Below are 18,833 nucleotides of genomic sequence, written 5' to 3'. Positions count from 1 at the left end.
CTTATCAAAATTAGTCTACGTAACGAAGAGTGAAACCAGCTTGCATAAACTTACTTACTTCCATTACGAAACTGAATACTAAGTCCCCATTTTTAAAGGTATTTTGCTTTTCTTTTAATAAAAGATCTATTGATATTAATGCTGCTGGTGGTCCAGTATAACCAATTTTTTCTATTGAGTGATAGAATTGATCTAATTGAACATTTAATTCAGCACATTCCTCCATTATAGTTTGTCTAACACCCTTTGATGGCATATTAACAACAAAATATTTTAAGGAATCAAGATTAATCTTCTTAACCTCAAGCATTCTTAGTAATGCATTATAGAATATGGACTTTCCATTTTCTTCCATTGCATATTCAGCCATTTTATTTAAATACAATTGTCTAGTGTGATGAGCACCATTAGCGTAATCTGTTAAAGGATTACTCCAGTGATAAGGATAATCATTACCCATACAGGAAAGTTTTTTTCCTCCTGAAGATTCAATGTATGTATCTTCTAGATAGAATCCGTTTTTCTTTTCATCATCAGCTGTTAAAATAAATGCTCCAGCACCATCACATAGATACCATCTTAGGAATATATCTTCTTTAGTAGCTTTCTCTTGGTTGTAAAACTCTGGTATGAAACATGAGCTTGCAACATGAGAAGAAACTACTAATGCATTCTTGTATTCTCCTGTTTTTAAAAGTGTATGAGCCAATTTAATAGACTTATAAACAGATGAACAATTGGAATGAATATGGAATTCACCACATATGTCAATACCTAATTCTTCTTGTATTCTTGTTGTTATCGGTGGAACTTGATGAGAATAAGCACCACCATAAATTATAAGATTAATATCCTTTGCTTGGATAGCTGCATCTTCTAATGCTAACTTAGAAGCTTTTACAGCTAAACTTAAAAAGTCTTCATCGAAAGTTCTAGTCTTATTATTGAATGCATAATGACAGTATTCTAAACCAAGCATTTCTTTCATAATTGGTTGAATTCTGTCCACCCAATCTTGTATTTTTTTAGGTGCCTTATCAAAATTACCTAAATAATTATTGATTTCTTCGAATTTTATAGGTTCCCCTGGGAGATATGTGCTTGTCCCAATTAACTTTACATTCTTTTCCACGGCTATAATTCCTCCTATACTGTAATACTATTATTTTTATATTTTTTATTAAAACTCTCTATATATTCACTGATATTCTCTTTTGAATATGGGGTTTCCATCTGCAAAATGTATCTCATCAACTCTTCGCAATAAGTCAATGTCTCTTTCTTATTAACAACACCATCAATTAATCCCATTTCCATTGCTGCTTCAGGTGAAAATGTTTCACCGCTTAACACTAATTCTAGAGCTTTTCCTAAGCCGATTAGTTCTAAATATCTCAAAGTACCCGTAACCCCTGGCAAGAATCCAAAGGTTGATTCAGGAAGACCCAATGTACTTCCAGTTCCACAAATACGAATATGACTGCATAAAGCCAGTTCAAATCCGGATCCGATACATAATCCTTTAATAGCACTTATAACAGGAATATTTAGGGCGTTAAAAAAATTAAAAGTTGCACGGTTTTCTTGATACCACATTGGGTAAGCAATTAAATTATCATCACTATCAAGCATACATTGAGTTGCTACTATTTCCTTAAGTTGTTCTACGTCCGCCCCTGAACTATAGTGCCTCCCGCTACCAGTTATTATGATTCCCTTGACTCTGGATTGAGCAACATATTGACGGACAATAAAAATGAATTCTTTAAGGAATAAAGACGTCATCTTATTGGCAGGCGGATCATTAATGACAATATATCCAATATCATCTTTTTCTTCAAAAGAAACCTTGTTTAATTCAATGTTCATCACATGTCCTCTTTTTTTAAATATTCTTTAAGAATTAATTTGCAAAACTGTTTAGATTCCTGTTCTAACAATAACTCCTCATTAGAATTCAAACCAAACTGTTTATAATTATTGAAGCATCTTATTATAGCCTTGACTTGATTGTTATTCTTACTACCTATTATTTTGTTTATGTAATTCTGCACTTCATTTACCATATCTTCTATATCAATAGCTTTATTTATTAATCCTAGGTTATAAACCTCATCAGGATTTAAAATCTTTCCAAGTAAGCCACTATAGTTATGAATGTTCCTTTTATTTCCCATAAGCAATTGACAGCGTTCTTCAAAATTAAATACAAATTCTGATTCACTATCAGGGAATTGAATAGAAAGATTATTTCCTCCCAGACGGATGTCACATAACATGATTAACTCTAGTAAGTCCCCGCTGCAAAGGTTATCCACTACTGCAATAGAAAGAATTTCAAGTGAATTAAACCATCTATGTATTTCTAATCTTTGGTCTTTACTTATACTTGATGCAATATTGCTGCTATTCCATATAATTGTCAATACAATGATTTCATCCTTGGAAATATTCTCATCAATTTCATTCTTATGGTGAAGAATATCATTAAAATCATTGATGTATAAAAAAGCAGTAGAACCTTTCACGATTAGAAAAGATTGTTCTTCTTCTCTAATCATAGTGTCACCTTATTATCCATTTCATTTTTAATAAAATCTGGAATTTCATTCACTATTCTTTCAGTAGATACTAATATCATTTTTACAGTAGCTTTTGCGACCTTCTTATTAGTGCCTTCCATATAAATATTTTGGTTTGCTATGAAATAGTCATCTTCATAATGCCACTGGCTTTTTATAACTACTTTATCAAAAACTTTAAGTTCACTGATATAGCGGATATTGGTTTCAATTACTACAAGATGGAGTGAGTTATCTTTCATATAGTTAATCCACTTTGCTTCATTTAAAAACTTCCAGCGGGCTTCTTCTATATAATTAATGTAAACAGCATTGTTCACATGATTGAAGGAATCTAATTCATAACCCCGCACTTCGAAGGAAAACTCGTGCTTCATTTTTGTAAATTTCCTTTCTTCTTTTCAATTTCATTAAATAAATTCTTTTTTAAAATCGAATATCTCCAATTCATAAAGGGAGGATGATTTGGTGTCAAACAGTAGCAATAGTACTTATGTAATAACTTATTGATTCCAACAAGATAATGCGGATTTTCAAGTAATATTCCATCTTCTTTTATTATAAAATTAAAGAAGGCTTTACCGCTCACCATACCGCCTGCCCCTTCTAGTCTAATACACTTATTAGGTATCACTTCTACAACCTTTAATTTATAGTAAAAAAACGGCATAGTAAATCGAATTGTTCCAATACATCCTACATCCATATATTTTTTATCAAAACTTAGCCAAAGAACGGGAAAAAAATTAAACCATTTGTAGAATTTCTCTATATCGTATATTTGTTGAAAAACATCTTCGATATGCTCTTCATCTACCGGGATAAAAACAGAAGCGTTAATTTTCTTTACTTCTGTATTTTTTGAAAATAATTCCTTAATCCATTTCAACCTATGAACAACCTCCTTATAAATTTTTAACCAAATCTAAAAACATTTCTCCTTCATCTTCCATAGCTATTTCATTAGTCTCATTAATGGAATTATATACAGATTGAATTATGTTTCTAACTTGATGTATTGATTTATTCTCAGTTAATTCATCTATAAGTTGTAATGCAGCAGATAAATGTTCTTTATTAGGAACAATTTTATCAACTAAACCTAGATTATAAGCTTCCTCAGATGAAACAGTTCTCCCTGAAATTATAATTTCTAAGGCTTTTCTTCTGCCGATTTTCTTCGGCAGTCTGATGGTACCAGCTAATCCAGGCATAATACCAAGGTTGGATTCAGGAAAAGCTAAAATGGCATTAGTCGTACCAATTAGGAACTGGCAACTTAGTGCAATTTCTAGCCCTGCTCCAAAGCATATCCCACTAACGGCTGCTACAGTGAGCATCGGAAGCCCTTCGATATAATTCAGTATTTCCTTGCCTTTTCTTAAACTTTCCTTTAAAGACTCTGGATTATCTCTATCAACTTTTATGTTGTCTACATCGGCGCCTGCTGAAAAATGTCTTCCTTGTCCTGTAATTACTAGTCCTTTTAAATCTTGTTCAGATAACCATTCTTTTAAACAGTTCAAATCCAAAAAGTCAGCCTGGCTTATTTTATTCTGGGTTCCATTATCGATAGTAATAATTCCAACTTCATTTTTCACTTCAAAACGGACTACTCCGGATTTTTTTTGTTCTGAATCCGTCATCATGATTACTGTCCTATGTTAACAATATCATTCTCATGCTCATAAATAAGCCAAGAAGTTTCAATTACTTGTCCTATTGTTGTAGCTGGATTCTTAAGCAAATACTTTCCGATAGTCTGAAGCTGAATGTTTAAGCTATATTTCTTTTTCATTAATTCAACTAACTCAACAAATAGTAAGGAATCTCCATCTAAATCATCCATAATAGTTGTTTCATCATTTAATTCTTCTAATTCAACCTCACACTCTTCTGAGAAAAACTCATAAACCAAGTTTTTTATTTCTTCTTTCATTTCTAGTGTTAAATTTGCCATTTTATAATCCTCCTAATATCTATCTTTTATTTTCTTAATTATTAAACATAACTTTATTATTCCTGCTCATTAAACAAAGTCTTAAAGAGCAATTTCATCTGACCTTATAAGTAGAATGCTTTATTATGCTATATTAACAATATCATTCTCATGTTCATAAATCAGAATTGAAGTTTCAATTACTTGTCCGATTGTTGTAGCTGGATTCTTAAGTAAATACTTACCTATGGTCTGAAGCTGAATATTTAAACTATATTTCTTTTTCATCAATTCAACTAGCTCAACAAACAACAAGGAATCTCCATCTAAATCATCCATAATAGTTGTTTCATCATTTAATTTCTCTAATTCAACTTCACACTCTTCTGAGAAAAACTCATAAACCAAGTTTTTTATTTCTTCTTTTATTTCTTGTGTTAAATTTGCCATTTTATAATCCTCCTCGTATAATTACTTATTTATTTATTTGTTTTTCCTTTAATTTTAAAGCCTTTTCCTTGTCCTTTTTGTCCTTTTTATCTAAGAGTTTACATAGCAGACCATTTATTATATTACTTTTTATCTGTTCACCTTTTGTTAATTTTATATTCAATTGAACATCTTGCAATAAGTCTTTAATTGTCTTAACATCATCACTAGGTATTACTTTTGCTTTTTCAATATACTCATCTAACTCCAACTCTAAAAATCTCTTGTTAGTTGGCTTGCCATCTTTTGTTAATCCTCTATATTTGAAATACTCTGGAAGCATCCCTGGATTGTCACGAACTTTAATAGTTGTTTCTTCAATAAGTTGATCTTCGATGTTTTCCTCCTTCTTACGTTCTGCCCATTTATAATCATCTAGCCTACATCCACAGTTTACATTAAAAGCGTTTTGAAGTTGGTAAATGCGCTCTCCAACATTAAACACTTCCTCATCTTTTATATCAAGATTAAATAGCCCATTCATTACATCAGCAAAATCTTGGAAAAAACCAACACCTTTGCTTGGAAGTGCTTGCATAAAGAAAATACAAAATCCTAAGGCATCAACTATATATTTATAGTTTTCATGCCACCATACAACACGTCCCTTTTTCTCTGGTTTTGCATAATTTTTTTCAGCCGCCATTTTAAAAACATGCTTTGAAACAACCTCTGAAAATAATCCTGGAACAACCGATGTAAAAACATAGCCCTTTAAATGGTCGCCGCCCCTAGTAGATGTTAAATAACTTAAAGACTTAGCTAAATGGGAATTTGTATGAAGACCAACTGAGGATTTCTTAATGCAAAAAGCATATTGCTCAGCATTCAATTTTTTTGCAGCACGATATGTTCCTTCCGCCGCAATATCACCCACACCCTCACGGTTAGCAATCATTAGCATTATCTGCTCAACATCATCAGCATTGCCAAATTCAAATATTTTCCCACCATTATCTTCTTTTTTAAGTATACCTCTCTGTTGACATTCCAAAATCAAACCAGCTGCACCACCAAACTCGATAGCATCAAGTCCTAGTTGATCACTGAGGGTTTTTAAATGCAGGATACCTGGCCAATCAAATACTCCAGTACAAGCACCGACACCTGCCACTGCACCGTAATCAAGCCTGTCTCCTTTTTCTCCCTTATGTTTTCCTTCACTGATTTCATATTCTCTTGCACAGCCCACAGGACAGTAAATACATGCTTTTCTTTTTGTCTCATGTTTATATAAAAATTTTTCAACATAAATATTTTTAATCTTTTCATCTTTACCCGTTTGATTATTTCTTATAGGTATGCATCGGTCTTTTTCGTACTGTTTAATTAGCATTAATGATCCTTGAATACTTCCTGATTTTGCCATAACGGAAGAACGGCTGCTTTTTATCCATATATCTCTTATTTCCTTGATTTTGTTTTGATCATACATGGCTGGTTTGCCTATTTTTTTCTCAATTACAATGGCTTTTAAGTTTTTTGAACCCATGACACAACCCATTCCTGTCCGTCCAGCAACATGACATTTGGACATAATTACACTAGCAAAACGAACAAGCTTCTCTCCTGCAGGTCCTATACACGCTACTTCGGAGAACTTGCCATGCCTTTCTACTAAGATATCCGTTACTTTCTCTGTCCAAGTACCCCATATATCAGCAGCATCCAGAATTTGAATTTCTCCATCCTTGTTTATATGTACATATACAGGAGTTTCAGCTTTTCCAGTAAATACAAGATTGTCAATTCCAACTGCACGCATTCTTAGGTTAAATTCCCCACCCACATTTGAGTCCCCATATAAATCTGTTATAGGACTTTTTGCAGTTATAGTACACCGATTGCTAGCTGGTAAGCCTGTTCCTACAGAAGGTCCAACTCCAAAAATGAGTACGTTATTTTCCGATAAAGCATCATATTTGTCTGCATTCGAATCAAAAAGAATCTTTGTATTGATTCCGGGTCCACCTATATATTTTTTTCTTATTTCAGGAGATATTTCTTCCCAGGTTATTTTCTTGTTGGACAAATCGATATATACTATGCTATTATCTTTCATCCTCTCCATCTTATCCTTTCCATCTTATTCTCTTTATTTGCTTTTATTATTCTGTACACCAATTTTAGCTTCAAAACCATTTTCAATTTCTTTTGCTACGATTTCTTTCGATTTTATTTTGCGAAATTTATTAAAATTAAAGAATTCGTTATCCATATTGATTAATTTAGAAAATTTCGTTATAGAATCATCTAAGCTGACTTCAACAAAGCTATTTATGCCCATACCTGCTACTTTTTCTATTGAAGTTTTCCAATACATTCGACCAGCCATATTTCTTACAAGCTCTTTCTTTAAATCAGAAGAATTCTGAATTATATTCTGATCAAAACTTGAAATTATTGGTGTCATGCAATCAGAAACCTGTAATTTTTCAACAAAATCTATATACCTTTCAATTCCCTTTGATGCATGACTAGAATGAAAGGCATAAGGTGCACTTATTCCTCTAACCTTTAAAGCACCTTCATTTTTCGCTATGGTCATAACTTTATCAATACCGCTCTTTATTCCAGCTATAATAATGCAATACTCATTGTTTTCACTAGCTATTTCCACATAATCCTTTAAACCATTTTCTTGTATTATTTTTTCCACATTATTGCAGGTCATGCCTACAATTACGGCCATTGCTTCTTCTTGTCTAGTAACACATTGGGGATACTCATATATATTTAATAGCATATGTAATCCCGCTTCAAAAGAAATGGATTTTCCGCAAGCCATTGCTGTAATTAATCCCATACTGTATCCCATAAACATTTCTGGTTTTATATTAAAATTAGTATATATATGATAAACAATATAATCACAAGTATATATAGCAATCCAATCATTGAACATCTTGTTATATTTTGTTTCTGAAGAATTAAATAAATAGTTCCACAAGTCTAACTCTAGTTCTTTATATACTATAGAACAGTAGTGACTCAATATTTCTTTTTGTTCTTCATCGAGTAAGTGTAATAATCTTTGATATTCAGCTCCTACTCCCTGAAACATAAAGGCATGTTTTTCTTTAATAAATTGATCCATTTTTCACCTCTTAAATCACTGGACTAATCACAATTTTCAGTATTTTTGAATTTATAATATGTAACATACTAACTCAATTTTTCATCAGTTATTTACACATTATGTTTAAATTAGATAAGATTTTATAAAATTCATTAATATCTATCAATATCCTATATTCATAATAATCTATACTTTTTTATAAATCTACAAACATGTCATGAAAGACTATTTTTTTGTCATAAACATTAAATACTTTTATACCTATTTCTATTTAGGGGTAATACTAGCAAAGCTTTCAAACTCATTTTTTCTGTCTACTATTATTAAGATATATAGTGCCAAGTTGTCTTTAAAAATGATGTAGCCACACGCTTGTAAAAGCCACTAGCTTATTCAATATGAAAAATAACTTAGAAAGATGTATACACCGTTATTTACATGAAGCAACATAGTAGAATCATTTACTTTAGGATTTTACTTAAAACAAAAATGACTTATACATTTTTTATTATGTATAAGTCATCTATATTTATATACTTTTAAGAAAATGTTTTATGAAAAATGTTGCTACTACCACTCTCTTAATATAATTTCATTATTTCTTCTACTTTATTTAAGCTTTCCCATGGAACATTAACATCTGTTCTTCCAAAATGTCCATAAGCAGCTACTTGTCTATATATTGGTCTTCTTAAGTCTAAATCTCTTATTATTGCAGCTGGTCTTAAATCAAATACTTTGTTAACTATTTCTACAATCTTATCTTCTGAAATTTTTCCTGTACCAAAAGTATCTACTGTAACAGAAACTGGCTTAGCTACTCCTATAGCATAAGCAACCTGCACTTCAAGCTTATCAGCAACTCCTGCAGCAACAAGATTCTTAGCTACCCATCTAGCCGCATATGCACCTGATCTATCAACCTTAGTTGGATCTTTTCCTGAGAAGGCTCCACCACCGTGTCTGCCATATCCACCATATGTATCAACTATAATTTTTCTTCCAGTCAGTCCAGCATCTCCTTGTGGACCTCCAACAACGAATCTTCCTGTTGGATTTATGAAATACTTAGTATTTTCATCTAAAAGCTCATCTGGAATGACAGGTTTAATAACATTTTCTATTAAATCTTCCTCTATTTGTTGGCGAGTTATATCTGGGTCATGTTGAGTTGATATAACAATAGTATCTATCCTAACAGGTTTGTTATCTTCATATTCTACCGTAACCTGAGTTTTTCCATCCGGTCTTAAGTATGCTAATGTATAATTTTTTCTTACTTCTGATAATCTTCTTGAAAGCTTGTGAGCTAAGCTTATAGGCATAGGCATATATTCAGGTGTTTCATTAGTAGCAAATCCAAACATCAAACCCTGATCCCCTGCACCTATGGCTTCTATTTTATCCATTTCACCTTGTTTAGCTTCAAGAGCTTCATTAACTCCCATGGCTATATCAGAGGATTGTTCATCTATTGAAGTCATTACTGAACAAGTATCACAGTCAAATCCAAATTTTGCTCTAGTATAACCTATTTCCTCTATTGTCTTTCTAACTAATCTTGGAATATCTACATAGCAATTAGTAGTTATTTCACCTATAACCATAACCATTCCAGTAGTAGTAGCAGTTTCACATGCTACCCTTCCACTTGGATCTTTTTCTAAAATAGCATCAAGGACAGCATCTGATATTTGATCACAAATTTTATCTGGATGTCCTTCTGTAACTGATTCTGATGTAAATAATCTTCTCATATTAACTCCTCCATAAAATATCTTTATTTATAATTAATAAATATTTATTTTTTTCATCTCAATATTATTGCAATTGCTCAAGTTTATCATAAGAATAATTGGATTTTATTTCGTACCCCAATTCAAAGGCCTTTAAGTTGATTTCTAACAGCTTTTCAGGTACAGTTTCTCTAATTGCCTGTTCCCATTTTTCCTTTGCAATGTTAGTTGTTGAAGCTAAAATTCCTATTAGTACTACATTTGCTGCTTTAACGCTTCCAGCTTCACTTGCAAGCTCCAATGCATCAACGCTATACACCTTAATTGGTAATTTTAAGAGCTCAAAAATTAAATTATCAGGATACTGAACTGCACCAGTAATTACCGGCATTGGGTCAATTCTTTGAGTGCTTACTATTAAAGTACCATTTTTCTTTAACCACTCAGCATATCTTGCGCCCTCAAGTAATTCAAAGGCAAGAATAATATCAGCGGTTCCCTCTTCTACAGTGGGTGAAAATACTTTCTCTCCAAATTTAACATAAGTTATAACACTTCCACCTCTTTGCGACATACCATGAACTTCTGAAACCTTCACATCCAATTCCATATTCTGAGCAAGCTTTCCAAGTATTCTACTGGCAAGTAAGGCTCCTTGCCCTCCTACTGCTGATATTAGAATATTCATAGTTTTTCTCCCCCCTATACTATAGCTTCAAACTTACATACTTTTGTACAAAGCTCACATCCAACACAAAGAACTTTATTAATCTCCGCTTTATTATCTTTAAACACTATAGCAGGACACCCTATCTTTAAGCAGGCTTTACAGCCTTTACATAGGTTATTCTTTATGCTTAATGTCTTTCTTACTTCGTTAGCTCTTTTTAATAAAACACAAGGCCTCTTTGTAATTATTAGAGAGGGCTCTTCAGCCTGAGTTTCTTCCTTGATAATTCTTTCAAAATTAAAAATATCATAAGCGTCTACAGTCTGAATTCTCTTTATTCCAATGGCTCTTCCCAAGGCTTCAAAGTCAATTCCTATTGTAGGTTCACCTTTTAAAGTATAACCGGTTGACGGATTTTCCTGGTGCCCTGTCATTGCTGTAATTGAGTTATCTAGTATAATCACTGTGGTATTACCTTTATTATAAACAACATCTATAAGTCCTGTAATACCAGAATGAATAAAGGTAGAGTCTCCTATAACTGCAACAGATTTTTTCGCAAAATCCTTACCTCTAGCTTTTTCAAAACCTAAGGCCATTCCTATACTAGCACCCATACAAATGGATGTATCCATGGCATTCAAAGGCGGAAATGCAGCCAAAGTATAACATCCTATATCACCTGAGGTGTGTATACCTAATTTTTTTAGAACATAGAAAACCCCCCTATGATGACAGCCTGGACATAATATTGGAGGTCTAACAGGAACCTCTTGTGAAAAGCTAGGATTTACACCTTCTATAGTTTCATCTAACAATGCTTTTCTAATAATTCTAGGGCTTAATTCACCAATAGTAGGAATGATCTCTTTACCTATTACACTAAGTCCCCAGGACTTTATCTTCTGCTCAAAAATAGGTTCTAATTCTTCAATCACGTAAACTTTTTCACATCTATTTACAAATTCTGTAATTTTATTTTTAGGTAAGGGATAAGAAAGTCCAAGCTTTAGAAAGGATGCATTAGGCATTACCTCTTTTGCATACTGATAAGCTATTCCACTAGTAATTATTCCTACATTTAAATCTTTATATTCAACTTTATTTAACACTGTTGTCTCTGCAAATTCTTCTAATCTTCTAAGCCTATCTTCTGCTATGACTCTCCTCTTCTTTGCAACTGCTGGAGCAACTATGTATTTATTTGGATTTTGATCATATTCTTTTAAAGCACAGTACTCTTTTTCTTTTAACTGCACAAGGCTTTGTGAATGTGAAACTCTTGTGCTTAATCTTAAGATTACTGGTGTATCAAAGTTTTCACTTATTTCAAGAGAAAGTCCAACAAAATCTTTGCATTCTTGGCTGTCAGAGGGTTCTACTACGGGTATCTTTCCAGCAATGCCAAAATATCTTGTGTCTTGTTCATTTTGAGAACTGTGTTGACCTGGATCATCTGCAACAGCAACTACCAGACCTGCATTTACACCAGGATAAGAAATAGACATAAGTGCATCTGCGGCTACATTTAAACCTACATGCTTCATTGACACTATAGTTCTAGCTCCTGCGATTGAAGCACCAATTCCAACTTCTAAAGCCACTTTTTCATTAGGTGACCACTCTGCGTTAATATTTTCATATTTAGCAATATTTTCCGTTATTTCCGTACTAGGTGTTCCTGGGTAAGCCGTAGCTACTGTCACACCATATTCAAAGGCACCTCTTGCAATTGCTTCATTACCTAACAATAGTTTTTTCATAAATTTAACACTTCCTCCTGTGAAAATTTAAGTTTTAATATTTATACTGTTTATTTATATATCACCTGAGAATGGTGACTATTTCAATTTATGATTAACTCTTACATACTTTAGATACCTAATTATGTCAATTTAGGCATATTAATTTATACTAGCCTCCTTCATCTACAATAAACCATAATTTTTAATAAATCTACAAACGTTACATAAAACGCTATTTTTTTGTCGTAAATGTTAAACGCTTTTATACTAAAAAAAATTACAAGCTATTTCGTAACAAAAAATTAACTTTTCATACCTTAAATTTTTACTTTTATGTGGTTAAATTAAATTATATCTAGTGGGTGGTGAACTTAATATGGTAAGCAAATTAACTGCATTTATAACATTAAATTTAAGTAAAAGGGTTCCTCTAAATTCTGAAGAAATAGAAAAAATTAATTATATTCTAATTGTTATTTTAGGGGAATCTTTTAAGTTACTTGTTTTACTTCTTATCTTTAAGTTGTTAGGCAAATTAGTAATTTTCCTGTTCTCCCTATTAATATTATTTTGCATTAGAACCTATTCTGGAGGCATTCATTTTGAAAAGTCATATAACTGTTTGTTTTCTTCTATAATTTTTTTTCTAATAACTTGCTTACTTCCTGAATACATCCCTAATCTTCCATCAGCATATTATTACACCATTGCAATATTTTGTATTATTATTGTAGCAGTTGCCTCACCTAAACCTAGTTCATATAGACCTATAAAAAACCCTAAAAAAAGACGGAACTTTAAAATCATTTCCATCTTATCTATTATAATTTGGCTATACATATTATTATTTCATGTTAAAAATCTATATTTTTTAAATTGTGGTTTGTTAACCATAATGCTGCAATCAATTCAATTGATTAATATAAGTTTTATAAATGGAGGACTTAAATATGAAAAAAATATTTAAAAATGAGAAATCATTGCTACATATTTGTTGCTCATTACTTCTAGCTATGACTGCAATAATACCTAATGTTGGATGTTTATGTTTCTTGGGAGAGCCTAAGCCTCCAAAAAGTCTTATTGACTAAACAATAATCTATAAGCAGTATTTACACAAAACAGTAGAAAATTTATAAATAAATTCCAATAAAATTCTGTTTTATTGGAATTTATTTTATCTTAAAATATTTCAAAAAACTTAAGCTTTTTTTAAGAATTAGATTATGTATTTTTACTAATTATACTATATGTTAAATATTATTTTAAAAATAACAAATCCATCTTCATATGATAATTGAATTCTACCTCCATACGCTTCAGTTATATTCTTCACATTATATAAACCATAGCCATGCCCTACTTCTCCCTTTGTGGAAAAACCTTTTTTAAAAATTTTATTAATTATTTGAGGATTAATAGGATTGCCAGAATTTTTTATTTCTATATACACTATATTTTTAGTTTGTCCAATATTTATAATAACATTTTTCTCAGAATGCGTATTGTCCTCTACAGCTTCAAAAGCATTATCTATTACATTAGTAAGTATTTGTGAAAGCTCATAATCTTCAATAGGAAAGTTTATCTTTTTATCTTCAATATTATATAAAAATTGTATATCCTTTGTTTTTGCCTCACATGACTTACTGTAAATTGTACCTTTTATTACTTTGTTCTCTGATTGTATAAATATATCTATATCTTGTAATGAAGAATTTAATGTTTTTATATATGCAGTTATGTCATCTTTTAAAGTTTCTTCATTTCCTATCTGTACAATTCCATATATAGTATTAAGATGATTCTTAAAATCATGTTGTTTTCTTCTTATTTCCTCTATTACATTAGAAATTATTTTGCTATATCTATTAAAGTTCTCAATTTGTTCATCTTTTACACTCAGCTGAATACTATTTACCATAAATTTTATATTGAATAATACAAACAAAATAAACGTAATACAAACAAAAATATAATGCTTTATAAGTATTTCTCTGTAATACTCCCATAATGTTTTTATAACTGCAATATAAAATAATAGATTTATCAATAAAAATATCATTTTATTTAAATGTTGTTTATGCTTAATATAGAGTCTCCTTATAGTCGTCCATCTTGATAAACAAATACTTATACCTAGTAAAATTATAGCTCCTAACACGTCTATTATAAAAGAATTGTTATTAGATTTTATATGAAAATATTTCAGAAACCCAATTAAAATAAGTTCAATAGACATGCAGGTTATTGTAACAATACAAAACTCTACAAATGTTTCCATTATATTTTTTTTAAAAAAATACATAATCATTATAATAAAAAGTACATAATTTACATAAATAGCAATTGATAAATTTATTTTATTATCAAAAACTATTACACTAGTCAATAAAGTAGTAATCATAAAAATTTTAAGGTATTTCCTTCTACCCTTTAGTCCAAGAGAATTCCAGATTAATAGCATTGACAATATCTCTATAGAAGTAAGAATTGAAAGTTTTATGTCACCTACCATCAGTATCCCACCCTTTAATTATACTATACATAAAAAAGCAACACTAAAAATTGTTTAGTACTGCTTTTTTAAATCTAGTTCCTAATAAAGCAGTTTCATCATATCCTTTAAAAGATATTTCCCAGGAACGAGTTCCTTTTCTTATTTCTCTTATATACTGCTTATTTACTATATACGCTCTATGAGATTGTATAAAAGCTTCATCATTAATCATTTTTGTTAACTTTTTCAGAGATAAATTCTTAACAGTGTATTTTCCTAGTTTTGTATGTACATAACATGTCCTAATATATACCTCTACAAATATGATTTCACTTGTATATAATTTTATCAATAAATCTTCAACATCAAAAATTACAGATTTTCGTTTAGAGTTATCTTCAATTTTAGAAATCGAATTCTCTGTAAGAGCAATAGTAACCTCCTTAACTTTTTCTTTATCATAAGGCTTTATAATATAGTCATAGCAATGGATCTCTTTAAATGCTTCTAGCATATATTTTTTATGTGTAGTAATAAATATAATCCATGTGAATTTATACCTTGGGTTTTTTCTAATTTCAGATGCTAAGTCTAATCCAGATTCCGTGCCTAAACTTATATCTAAATAAAATAAATCAATATTATTGTTTTTAAGTAATTTTCTTGCTTCTTTTAAATTAGCTGCTTCTAAAATGTTATAAGTACAATCAATATCCTCAATCATTTTTACAAGATTACGTCTCTGATATTCATCATCTTCTACAATTAATATATTCATCATGAAACATCCTCCTAACTAATTTATTACTCTAGCTAAACCTTAATGAGTCTTTTAAGTCTTTTATTTTTATCTTATCAATTATCATATCAATTATCATATCTGTATTTTTTATTCTCTTTCATCATATATTCTATTCAATTCCTATTTTCCCTTTTAATATTACAACATATTTACGTAACCTTAAAAATCTTTACATCATTTTATACTATTGTTAACAAATAGTTATAAAAAACATTGTCGAAATTTATTTGTTAACATCTCTACTATTAGCTTTTCTTCGTTAACAAAAAAACAAACTGTGAACAAAATATTTTGTCTACAGTTTGTTTTTTTGTAGAGTATACATCGTGAGTAATGCAACAAAAGTTGTCAGATTCTCTAACACTTAATATTAATGTAATATAGCACTTAATACTAATGCACCAATCAATCCCATAACTGATATAATAGTTTCCAGTACAGACCAAGATGCTAGTGTTTCACCAATACTTAGGTTAAAGAATTCCTTAAACATCCAGAATCCAGGATCATTAACATGTGAGAAAATTAAGCTTCCAGCACCTGTTGCTAAAACCATTAATTCTGGTTTTACATGAGTGGCTTGTATTACTGGCATTACTATACCTGCTGATGTAATAGCTGCTATAGTTGCTGAACCCTGAGCTATTCTTAAACAAGCCGCAATTAACCAAGCTAGGAATATTGGTGACAAACTTGACCCTTGAATAAGATGTGCTACATATTTGCCTACACCACTGTCAATAAGAACTTGCTTGAAAGCTCCACCACCAGCTATTACTAGTAGAATTATAGCTATAGAAGTTAAAGCACCTTCGGAAATTTTCCCAATTTCAGTCATAGTCTTTCCTCTATTTATTCCAAAAGTGAATATAGCCACTATTACTGCTATTAACAAAGCCATTACTGGATCCCCTATGAATGTAAGAAACACAACTATTGATGATTTAGCAGGTAATGTTAACTTTGCAATTGTAGATGCTGCCATTAAGAATACTGGAATTAAACATAAGCCTTCCAAGTATAGATCCAAAACCTATTACTAATGCCAAACTCCCTAAGGTTGCACCAACACCGCCTTGTATAGAACCAAGTATTTTAGTTATAGGCATTCCTTCAGCAAGACCTACTACTAGTGAAACTATAATTAGAGTGTCGAAACCGTTTAACTTAAAGGCAATCATTAATAATAATAATAATAATAATAATAACGCAACTCCTATACCCACAATAATTAATGGCATATTATTATCCCCCTCATTTTTTATTTGATGAAAGTTTATATTCTAAATATAAGTCCATTTCTTTAATTATTAAACATATAGATCGTTTACAACAAAGGTAACCTTACTAATTTTCAATTACTTTCTTAATAACAAATAAGGAATTTCAAAACTAATACGAAATGAAAGAAACAAGTTAAGTCTTATAGTAAACGACCTATATTAACTATACTTAAAATTGGCTCCTATTTTATGATTTTTCTAAAGCTTCCCATATTCCATTTAGATACGTTGCCCCTAATGCCCTGTCATAAAGTCCACATCCTGGTCTTCCTGTTTCTCCCCAAATCATTCTTCCGTGATCTGGTCTTATAGGTCCATCAAAGCCTATATCATAATAAGCTTTCATAATCTCAAACATATCTAGGGAACCATCTGCACTTCTATGTGAAGATTCTTCAAAAGACTTTTCCCCTGTGATTTTTATATTTCTGCAGTGTCCAAAATGAATTCTACCTTTTTTACCAAAATAACGAATTAATTCTGGTACATTGTTATTTGGATCAACACCTAAAGATCCTGAACATAAAGTTATACCGTTGTTTGGACTATCTACTAGATTAATAAGTCTTTCAAGATTTTCTTTATTCTTTATTATTCTTGGTAGTCCAAAAATTGACCAAGGTGGATCATCCTGATGTATTGCCATTTTAATTGCAACCTCATCAGCTACAGCAATTACGTGTTTTAAGAAATACTCTAAGTTATTCCATAAATCTTCTTCTGTTATACTTTTATATTGTTCTAATAGATCTTTCATTCCTTCTTTTGTATAGCTTGAATCCCAACCTGGAAGTGATAACTCTCCTGTTACTGGATCCATCTTCAATACAGTTTCGTGTTTATATATTAGTGCATTTGAACCGTCTGGTAATTCATGAGCTAACTCAGATCTTGTCCAATCAAATACTGGCATAAAATTATAACAAACTACTTTTATACCTGCTTTAGCTAAGTTTCTTAATGTCTCACAGTAGTTAGCTATATATTCGTCTCTTGTTGAAAGCCCCATCTTTATATCTTCATGTACGGGAACGCTTTCAATAACCTCTAATTTTAGCCTATGAGCTTCGATTTTTTCTTTTTCAAACACTTTACAATTAGATTACAAGTATTCTTCTAAAATACTCATGTTTTATAAACGAAAGAAACCCCTTACAATTAGTTATTACTCTTGAGAAATAACTAAAGCCCTAGTCCCTTTATAACGTTTACATAAATCTTAGAAAAATATTATTCCATGAAACTGTATATCTAAGCTATGGAACTCTATTTCATGGTTTTGTTTTCCAACTATATATTTTTGAGACATCAAATTCTTCTCCAACTCCATTAACTTATCTTCTGGAAAGCTATTACACGCAAGCTTCAATGCCTCTTTTTCTAAAAAATATCTCATAAAAAACGCTTCTTCTATAAGATCTCTATCAATCAAGGATATATAAGTACCTATTTGTGGTTTTACATCAATAAGGTGTTCTTCTTTTAATCTCATTAATACCTCACGAATGGGAGTTCTTGAAATATTTAATTGTTGTGATAACTCTGCTTCACTAATGCTTTGGCCTGGTTTAAGCTCTAAAGACATAATATTACTCTTTAAAACTCTATATGCATATTCTTTTCCGTTTTCACCTTTTAATTTATCTAGTAAATTCATATTTGTACCTCACTATTTCATCAATATAAAAATAGTACCTAACACTTTATTTCTAAGTTCCTTTAATGTTAAATTGATAATACTTTAAATAAAAACAAATTATAATAAATTTAAAACATTATATACTAGTATACTACATGGTTCGGCATAATTAAATGTTTTTCCTTAATTGAAAAAATATACTATAAATAAAAGACCTAGTAATTTTTTTCAAACCACTAGCTCTCTATAATACTCATTAACTTTAAATTAATTTTTATTGCAGTAATTTTATCTAAAGTTGTCAAGCCATATTAAAAAGACCCTATTAAGAGTGCTTTTTTCATATAGAATGGTCAGCTGCTTTATTCT

19 protein-coding genes and 1 pseudogene are annotated in these 18,833 nt (G+C 30.7%); 2 read left to right on the top strand and 18 right to left on the bottom strand.

Translation table 11 applies throughout. The features are described 5' to 3' along the window. Positions 1-10: 10 nt before the first annotated feature. The 13 genes from HGI79_RS14145 to iorA form a co-directional block, all read right to left on the bottom strand. The gene (locus HGI79_RS14145; RefSeq protein WP_185651344.1) at positions 11-1,132 is read right to left on the bottom strand and encodes a 3-oxoacyl-ACP synthase III family protein; all 1,122 of its coding nucleotides are present in this window, start codon (positions 1,130-1,132) and stop codon (positions 11-13) included. A gap of 14 nt (positions 1,133-1,146) precedes the next feature. After that, complete coding sequence (locus tag HGI79_RS14140; RefSeq protein ID WP_185651343.1) at positions 1,147-1,869, bottom strand: enoyl-CoA hydratase/isomerase family protein; 723 nt, start codon at positions 1,867-1,869, stop codon at positions 1,147-1,149. Continuing rightward, complete coding sequence (locus HGI79_RS14135; protein WP_185651342.1) at positions 1,869-2,561, bottom strand: hypothetical protein; 693 nt, start codon at positions 2,559-2,561, stop codon at positions 1,869-1,871. Before HGI79_RS14135 ends, HGI79_RS14140 begins: the two co-directional genes overlap by 1 nt. Then, a complete protein-coding gene (locus HGI79_RS14130; protein WP_185651341.1) occupies positions 2,558-2,959 on the bottom strand; it encodes a thioesterase family protein in 402 nt (133 codons plus the stop codon). Before HGI79_RS14130 ends, HGI79_RS14135 begins: the two co-directional genes overlap by 4 nt. Further along, on the bottom strand, positions 2,956-3,471 hold the full coding sequence (locus tag HGI79_RS14125; protein WP_185651340.1) for a hypothetical protein: 516 nt from the start codon (positions 3,469-3,471) through the stop codon (positions 2,956-2,958). Before HGI79_RS14125 ends, HGI79_RS14130 begins: the two co-directional genes overlap by 4 nt. A gap of 16 nt (positions 3,472-3,487) precedes the next feature. Continuing rightward, positions 3,488-4,231 (bottom strand): enoyl-CoA hydratase/isomerase family protein, encoded by a 744-nt coding sequence (locus tag HGI79_RS14120; protein ID WP_241428221.1) that lies wholly within the window; start codon positions 4,229-4,231, stop codon positions 3,488-3,490. 2 nt (positions 4,232-4,233) lie between these two features. After that, entirely contained in the window at positions 4,234-4,542 is a 309-nt protein-coding gene (locus tag HGI79_RS14115) for a phosphopantetheine-binding protein (protein WP_185651339.1), read from the bottom strand. A 123-nt stretch (positions 4,543-4,665) separates the two neighbouring features. Beyond that, positions 4,666-4,971 carry an acyl carrier protein gene (locus HGI79_RS14110; protein ID WP_185651338.1) on the bottom strand — a complete coding sequence of 102 codons (306 nt, stop codon included), beginning with the start codon at positions 4,969-4,971 and terminating at the stop codon, positions 4,666-4,668. 25 nt (positions 4,972-4,996) lie between these two features. Then, positions 4,997-7,072, bottom strand: a complete 2,076-nt coding sequence (locus tag HGI79_RS14105; protein ID WP_241428220.1) for an aldehyde ferredoxin oxidoreductase family protein — start codon at positions 7,070-7,072, stop codon at positions 4,997-4,999. Positions 7,073-7,105: 33 nt separating this feature from the next. Further along, entirely contained in the window at positions 7,106-8,107 is a 1,002-nt protein-coding gene (locus tag HGI79_RS14100; RefSeq protein ID WP_185651336.1) for an ACP S-malonyltransferase, read from the bottom strand. 563 nt (positions 8,108-8,670) lie between these two features. Further along, on the bottom strand, positions 8,671-9,846 hold the full coding sequence (gene metK / locus HGI79_RS14095; RefSeq protein ID WP_185651335.1) for a methionine adenosyltransferase: 1,176 nt from the start codon (positions 9,844-9,846) through the stop codon (positions 8,671-8,673). A 64-nt stretch (positions 9,847-9,910) separates the two neighbouring features. Beyond that, on the bottom strand, positions 9,911-10,513 hold the full coding sequence (locus tag HGI79_RS14090; RefSeq protein ID WP_185651334.1) for an indolepyruvate oxidoreductase subunit beta: 603 nt from the start codon (positions 10,511-10,513) through the stop codon (positions 9,911-9,913). A 14-nt stretch (positions 10,514-10,527) separates the two neighbouring features. Continuing rightward, positions 10,528-12,258, bottom strand: a complete 1,731-nt coding sequence (gene iorA, locus HGI79_RS14085; RefSeq protein ID WP_185651333.1) for an indolepyruvate ferredoxin oxidoreductase subunit alpha — start codon at positions 12,256-12,258, stop codon at positions 10,528-10,530. A gap of 358 nt (positions 12,259-12,616) precedes the next feature. Between iorA and HGI79_RS23705 the strand changes: the two genes are divergently transcribed. Beyond that, positions 12,617-13,207, top strand: a complete 591-nt coding sequence (locus HGI79_RS23705) for an accessory gene regulator B family protein (RefSeq protein WP_185651332.1) — start codon at positions 12,617-12,619, stop codon at positions 13,205-13,207. Next, on the top strand, positions 13,191-13,331 hold the full coding sequence (locus tag HGI79_RS14075; RefSeq protein ID WP_185651331.1) for an AgrD family cyclic lactone autoinducer peptide: 141 nt from the start codon (positions 13,191-13,193) through the stop codon (positions 13,329-13,331). Before HGI79_RS23705 ends, HGI79_RS14075 begins: the two co-directional genes overlap by 17 nt. A 155-nt stretch (positions 13,332-13,486) precedes the next feature. Here HGI79_RS14075 and HGI79_RS14070 read toward each other — a convergent pair whose 3' ends face one another. The 5 genes and pseudogenes from HGI79_RS14070 to HGI79_RS14050 all read right to left on the bottom strand — a co-directional run bounded on the left by HGI79_RS14070 (position 13,487) and on the right by HGI79_RS14050 (position 18,482). Then, the gene (locus tag HGI79_RS14070; RefSeq protein ID WP_185651330.1) at positions 13,487-14,758 is read right to left on the bottom strand and encodes a sensor histidine kinase; all 1,272 of its coding nucleotides are present in this window, start codon (positions 14,756-14,758) and stop codon (positions 13,487-13,489) included. A 43-nt stretch (positions 14,759-14,801) separates the two neighbouring features. Continuing rightward, complete coding sequence (locus HGI79_RS14065; RefSeq protein WP_185651329.1) at positions 14,802-15,521, bottom strand: LytTR family DNA-binding domain-containing protein; 720 nt, start codon at positions 15,519-15,521, stop codon at positions 14,802-14,804. A 391-nt stretch (positions 15,522-15,912) separates the two neighbouring features. Beyond that, a pseudogene (locus HGI79_RS14060) lies at positions 15,913-16,783 on the bottom strand (hypothetical protein). A gap of 229 nt (positions 16,784-17,012) precedes the next feature. Continuing rightward, a complete protein-coding gene (gene uxuA, locus HGI79_RS14055; protein WP_185651328.1) occupies positions 17,013-17,915 on the bottom strand; it encodes a mannonate dehydratase in 903 nt (300 codons plus the stop codon). Between the two features lie 129 nt (positions 17,916-18,044). After that, positions 18,045-18,482, bottom strand: coding sequence for a GntR family transcriptional regulator (locus tag HGI79_RS14050; protein ID WP_185651327.1), 438 nt, complete (start codon positions 18,480-18,482; stop codon positions 18,045-18,047). Positions 18,483-18,833 lie beyond the last annotated feature (351 nt).

The sequence above is a fragment of the Clostridium sp. DJ247 genome, from assembly GCF_014231265.1.
This window is presented reverse-complemented; position numbering and strand designations above follow the sequence as displayed.

Bases quoted from the DNA above. Each gene is read 5' to 3' on its own strand.
- HGI79_RS14070 (WP_185651330.1), bottom strand. From the start codon at position 14,758: ATGGTAGGTGACATAAAACTTTCAATTCTTACTTCTATAGAGATATTG.
- HGI79_RS14110 (WP_185651338.1), bottom strand. From the start codon at position 4,971: ATGGCAAATTTAACACAAGAAATAAAAGAAGAAATAAAAAACTTGGTT.
- HGI79_RS14135 (WP_185651342.1), bottom strand. From the start codon at position 2,561: ATGATTAGAGAAGAAGAACAATCTTTTCTAATCGTGAAAGGTTCTACT.
- HGI79_RS23705 (WP_185651332.1), top strand. From the start codon at position 12,617: ATGGTAAGCAAATTAACTGCATTTATAACATTAAATTTAAGTAAAAGG.
- HGI79_RS14090 (WP_185651334.1), bottom strand. From the start codon at position 10,513: ATGAATATTCTAATATCAGCAGTAGGAGGGCAAGGAGCCTTACTTGCC.
- HGI79_RS14105 (WP_241428220.1), bottom strand. From the start codon at position 7,072: ATGAAAGATAATAGCATAGTATATATCGATTTGTCCAACAAGAAAATA.
- HGI79_RS14075 (WP_185651331.1), top strand. From the start codon at position 13,191: ATGAAAAAAATATTTAAAAATGAGAAATCATTGCTACATATTTGTTGC.
- HGI79_RS14120 (WP_241428221.1), bottom strand. From the start codon at position 4,231: ATGATGACGGATTCAGAACAAAAAAAATCCGGAGTAGTCCGTTTTGAA.
- HGI79_RS14130 (WP_185651341.1), bottom strand. From the start codon at position 2,959: ATGAAGCACGAGTTTTCCTTCGAAGTGCGGGGTTATGAATTAGATTCC.
- HGI79_RS14065 (WP_185651329.1), bottom strand. From the start codon at position 15,521: ATGATGAATATATTAATTGTAGAAGATGATGAATATCAGAGACGTAAT.
- HGI79_RS14115 (WP_185651339.1), bottom strand. From the start codon at position 4,542: ATGGCAAATTTAACACTAGAAATGAAAGAAGAAATAAAAAACTTGGTT.
- HGI79_RS14140 (WP_185651343.1), bottom strand. From the start codon at position 1,869: ATGAACATTGAATTAAACAAGGTTTCTTTTGAAGAAAAAGATGATATT.
- metK (WP_185651335.1), bottom strand. From the start codon at position 9,846: ATGAGAAGATTATTTACATCAGAATCAGTTACAGAAGGACATCCAGAT.
- iorA (WP_185651333.1), bottom strand. From the start codon at position 12,258: ATGAAAAAACTATTGTTAGGTAATGAAGCAATTGCAAGAGGTGCCTTT.
- HGI79_RS14050 (WP_185651327.1), bottom strand. From the start codon at position 18,482: ATGAATTTACTAGATAAATTAAAAGGTGAAAACGGAAAAGAATATGCA.
- HGI79_RS14100 (WP_185651336.1), bottom strand. From the start codon at position 8,107: ATGGATCAATTTATTAAAGAAAAACATGCCTTTATGTTTCAGGGAGTA.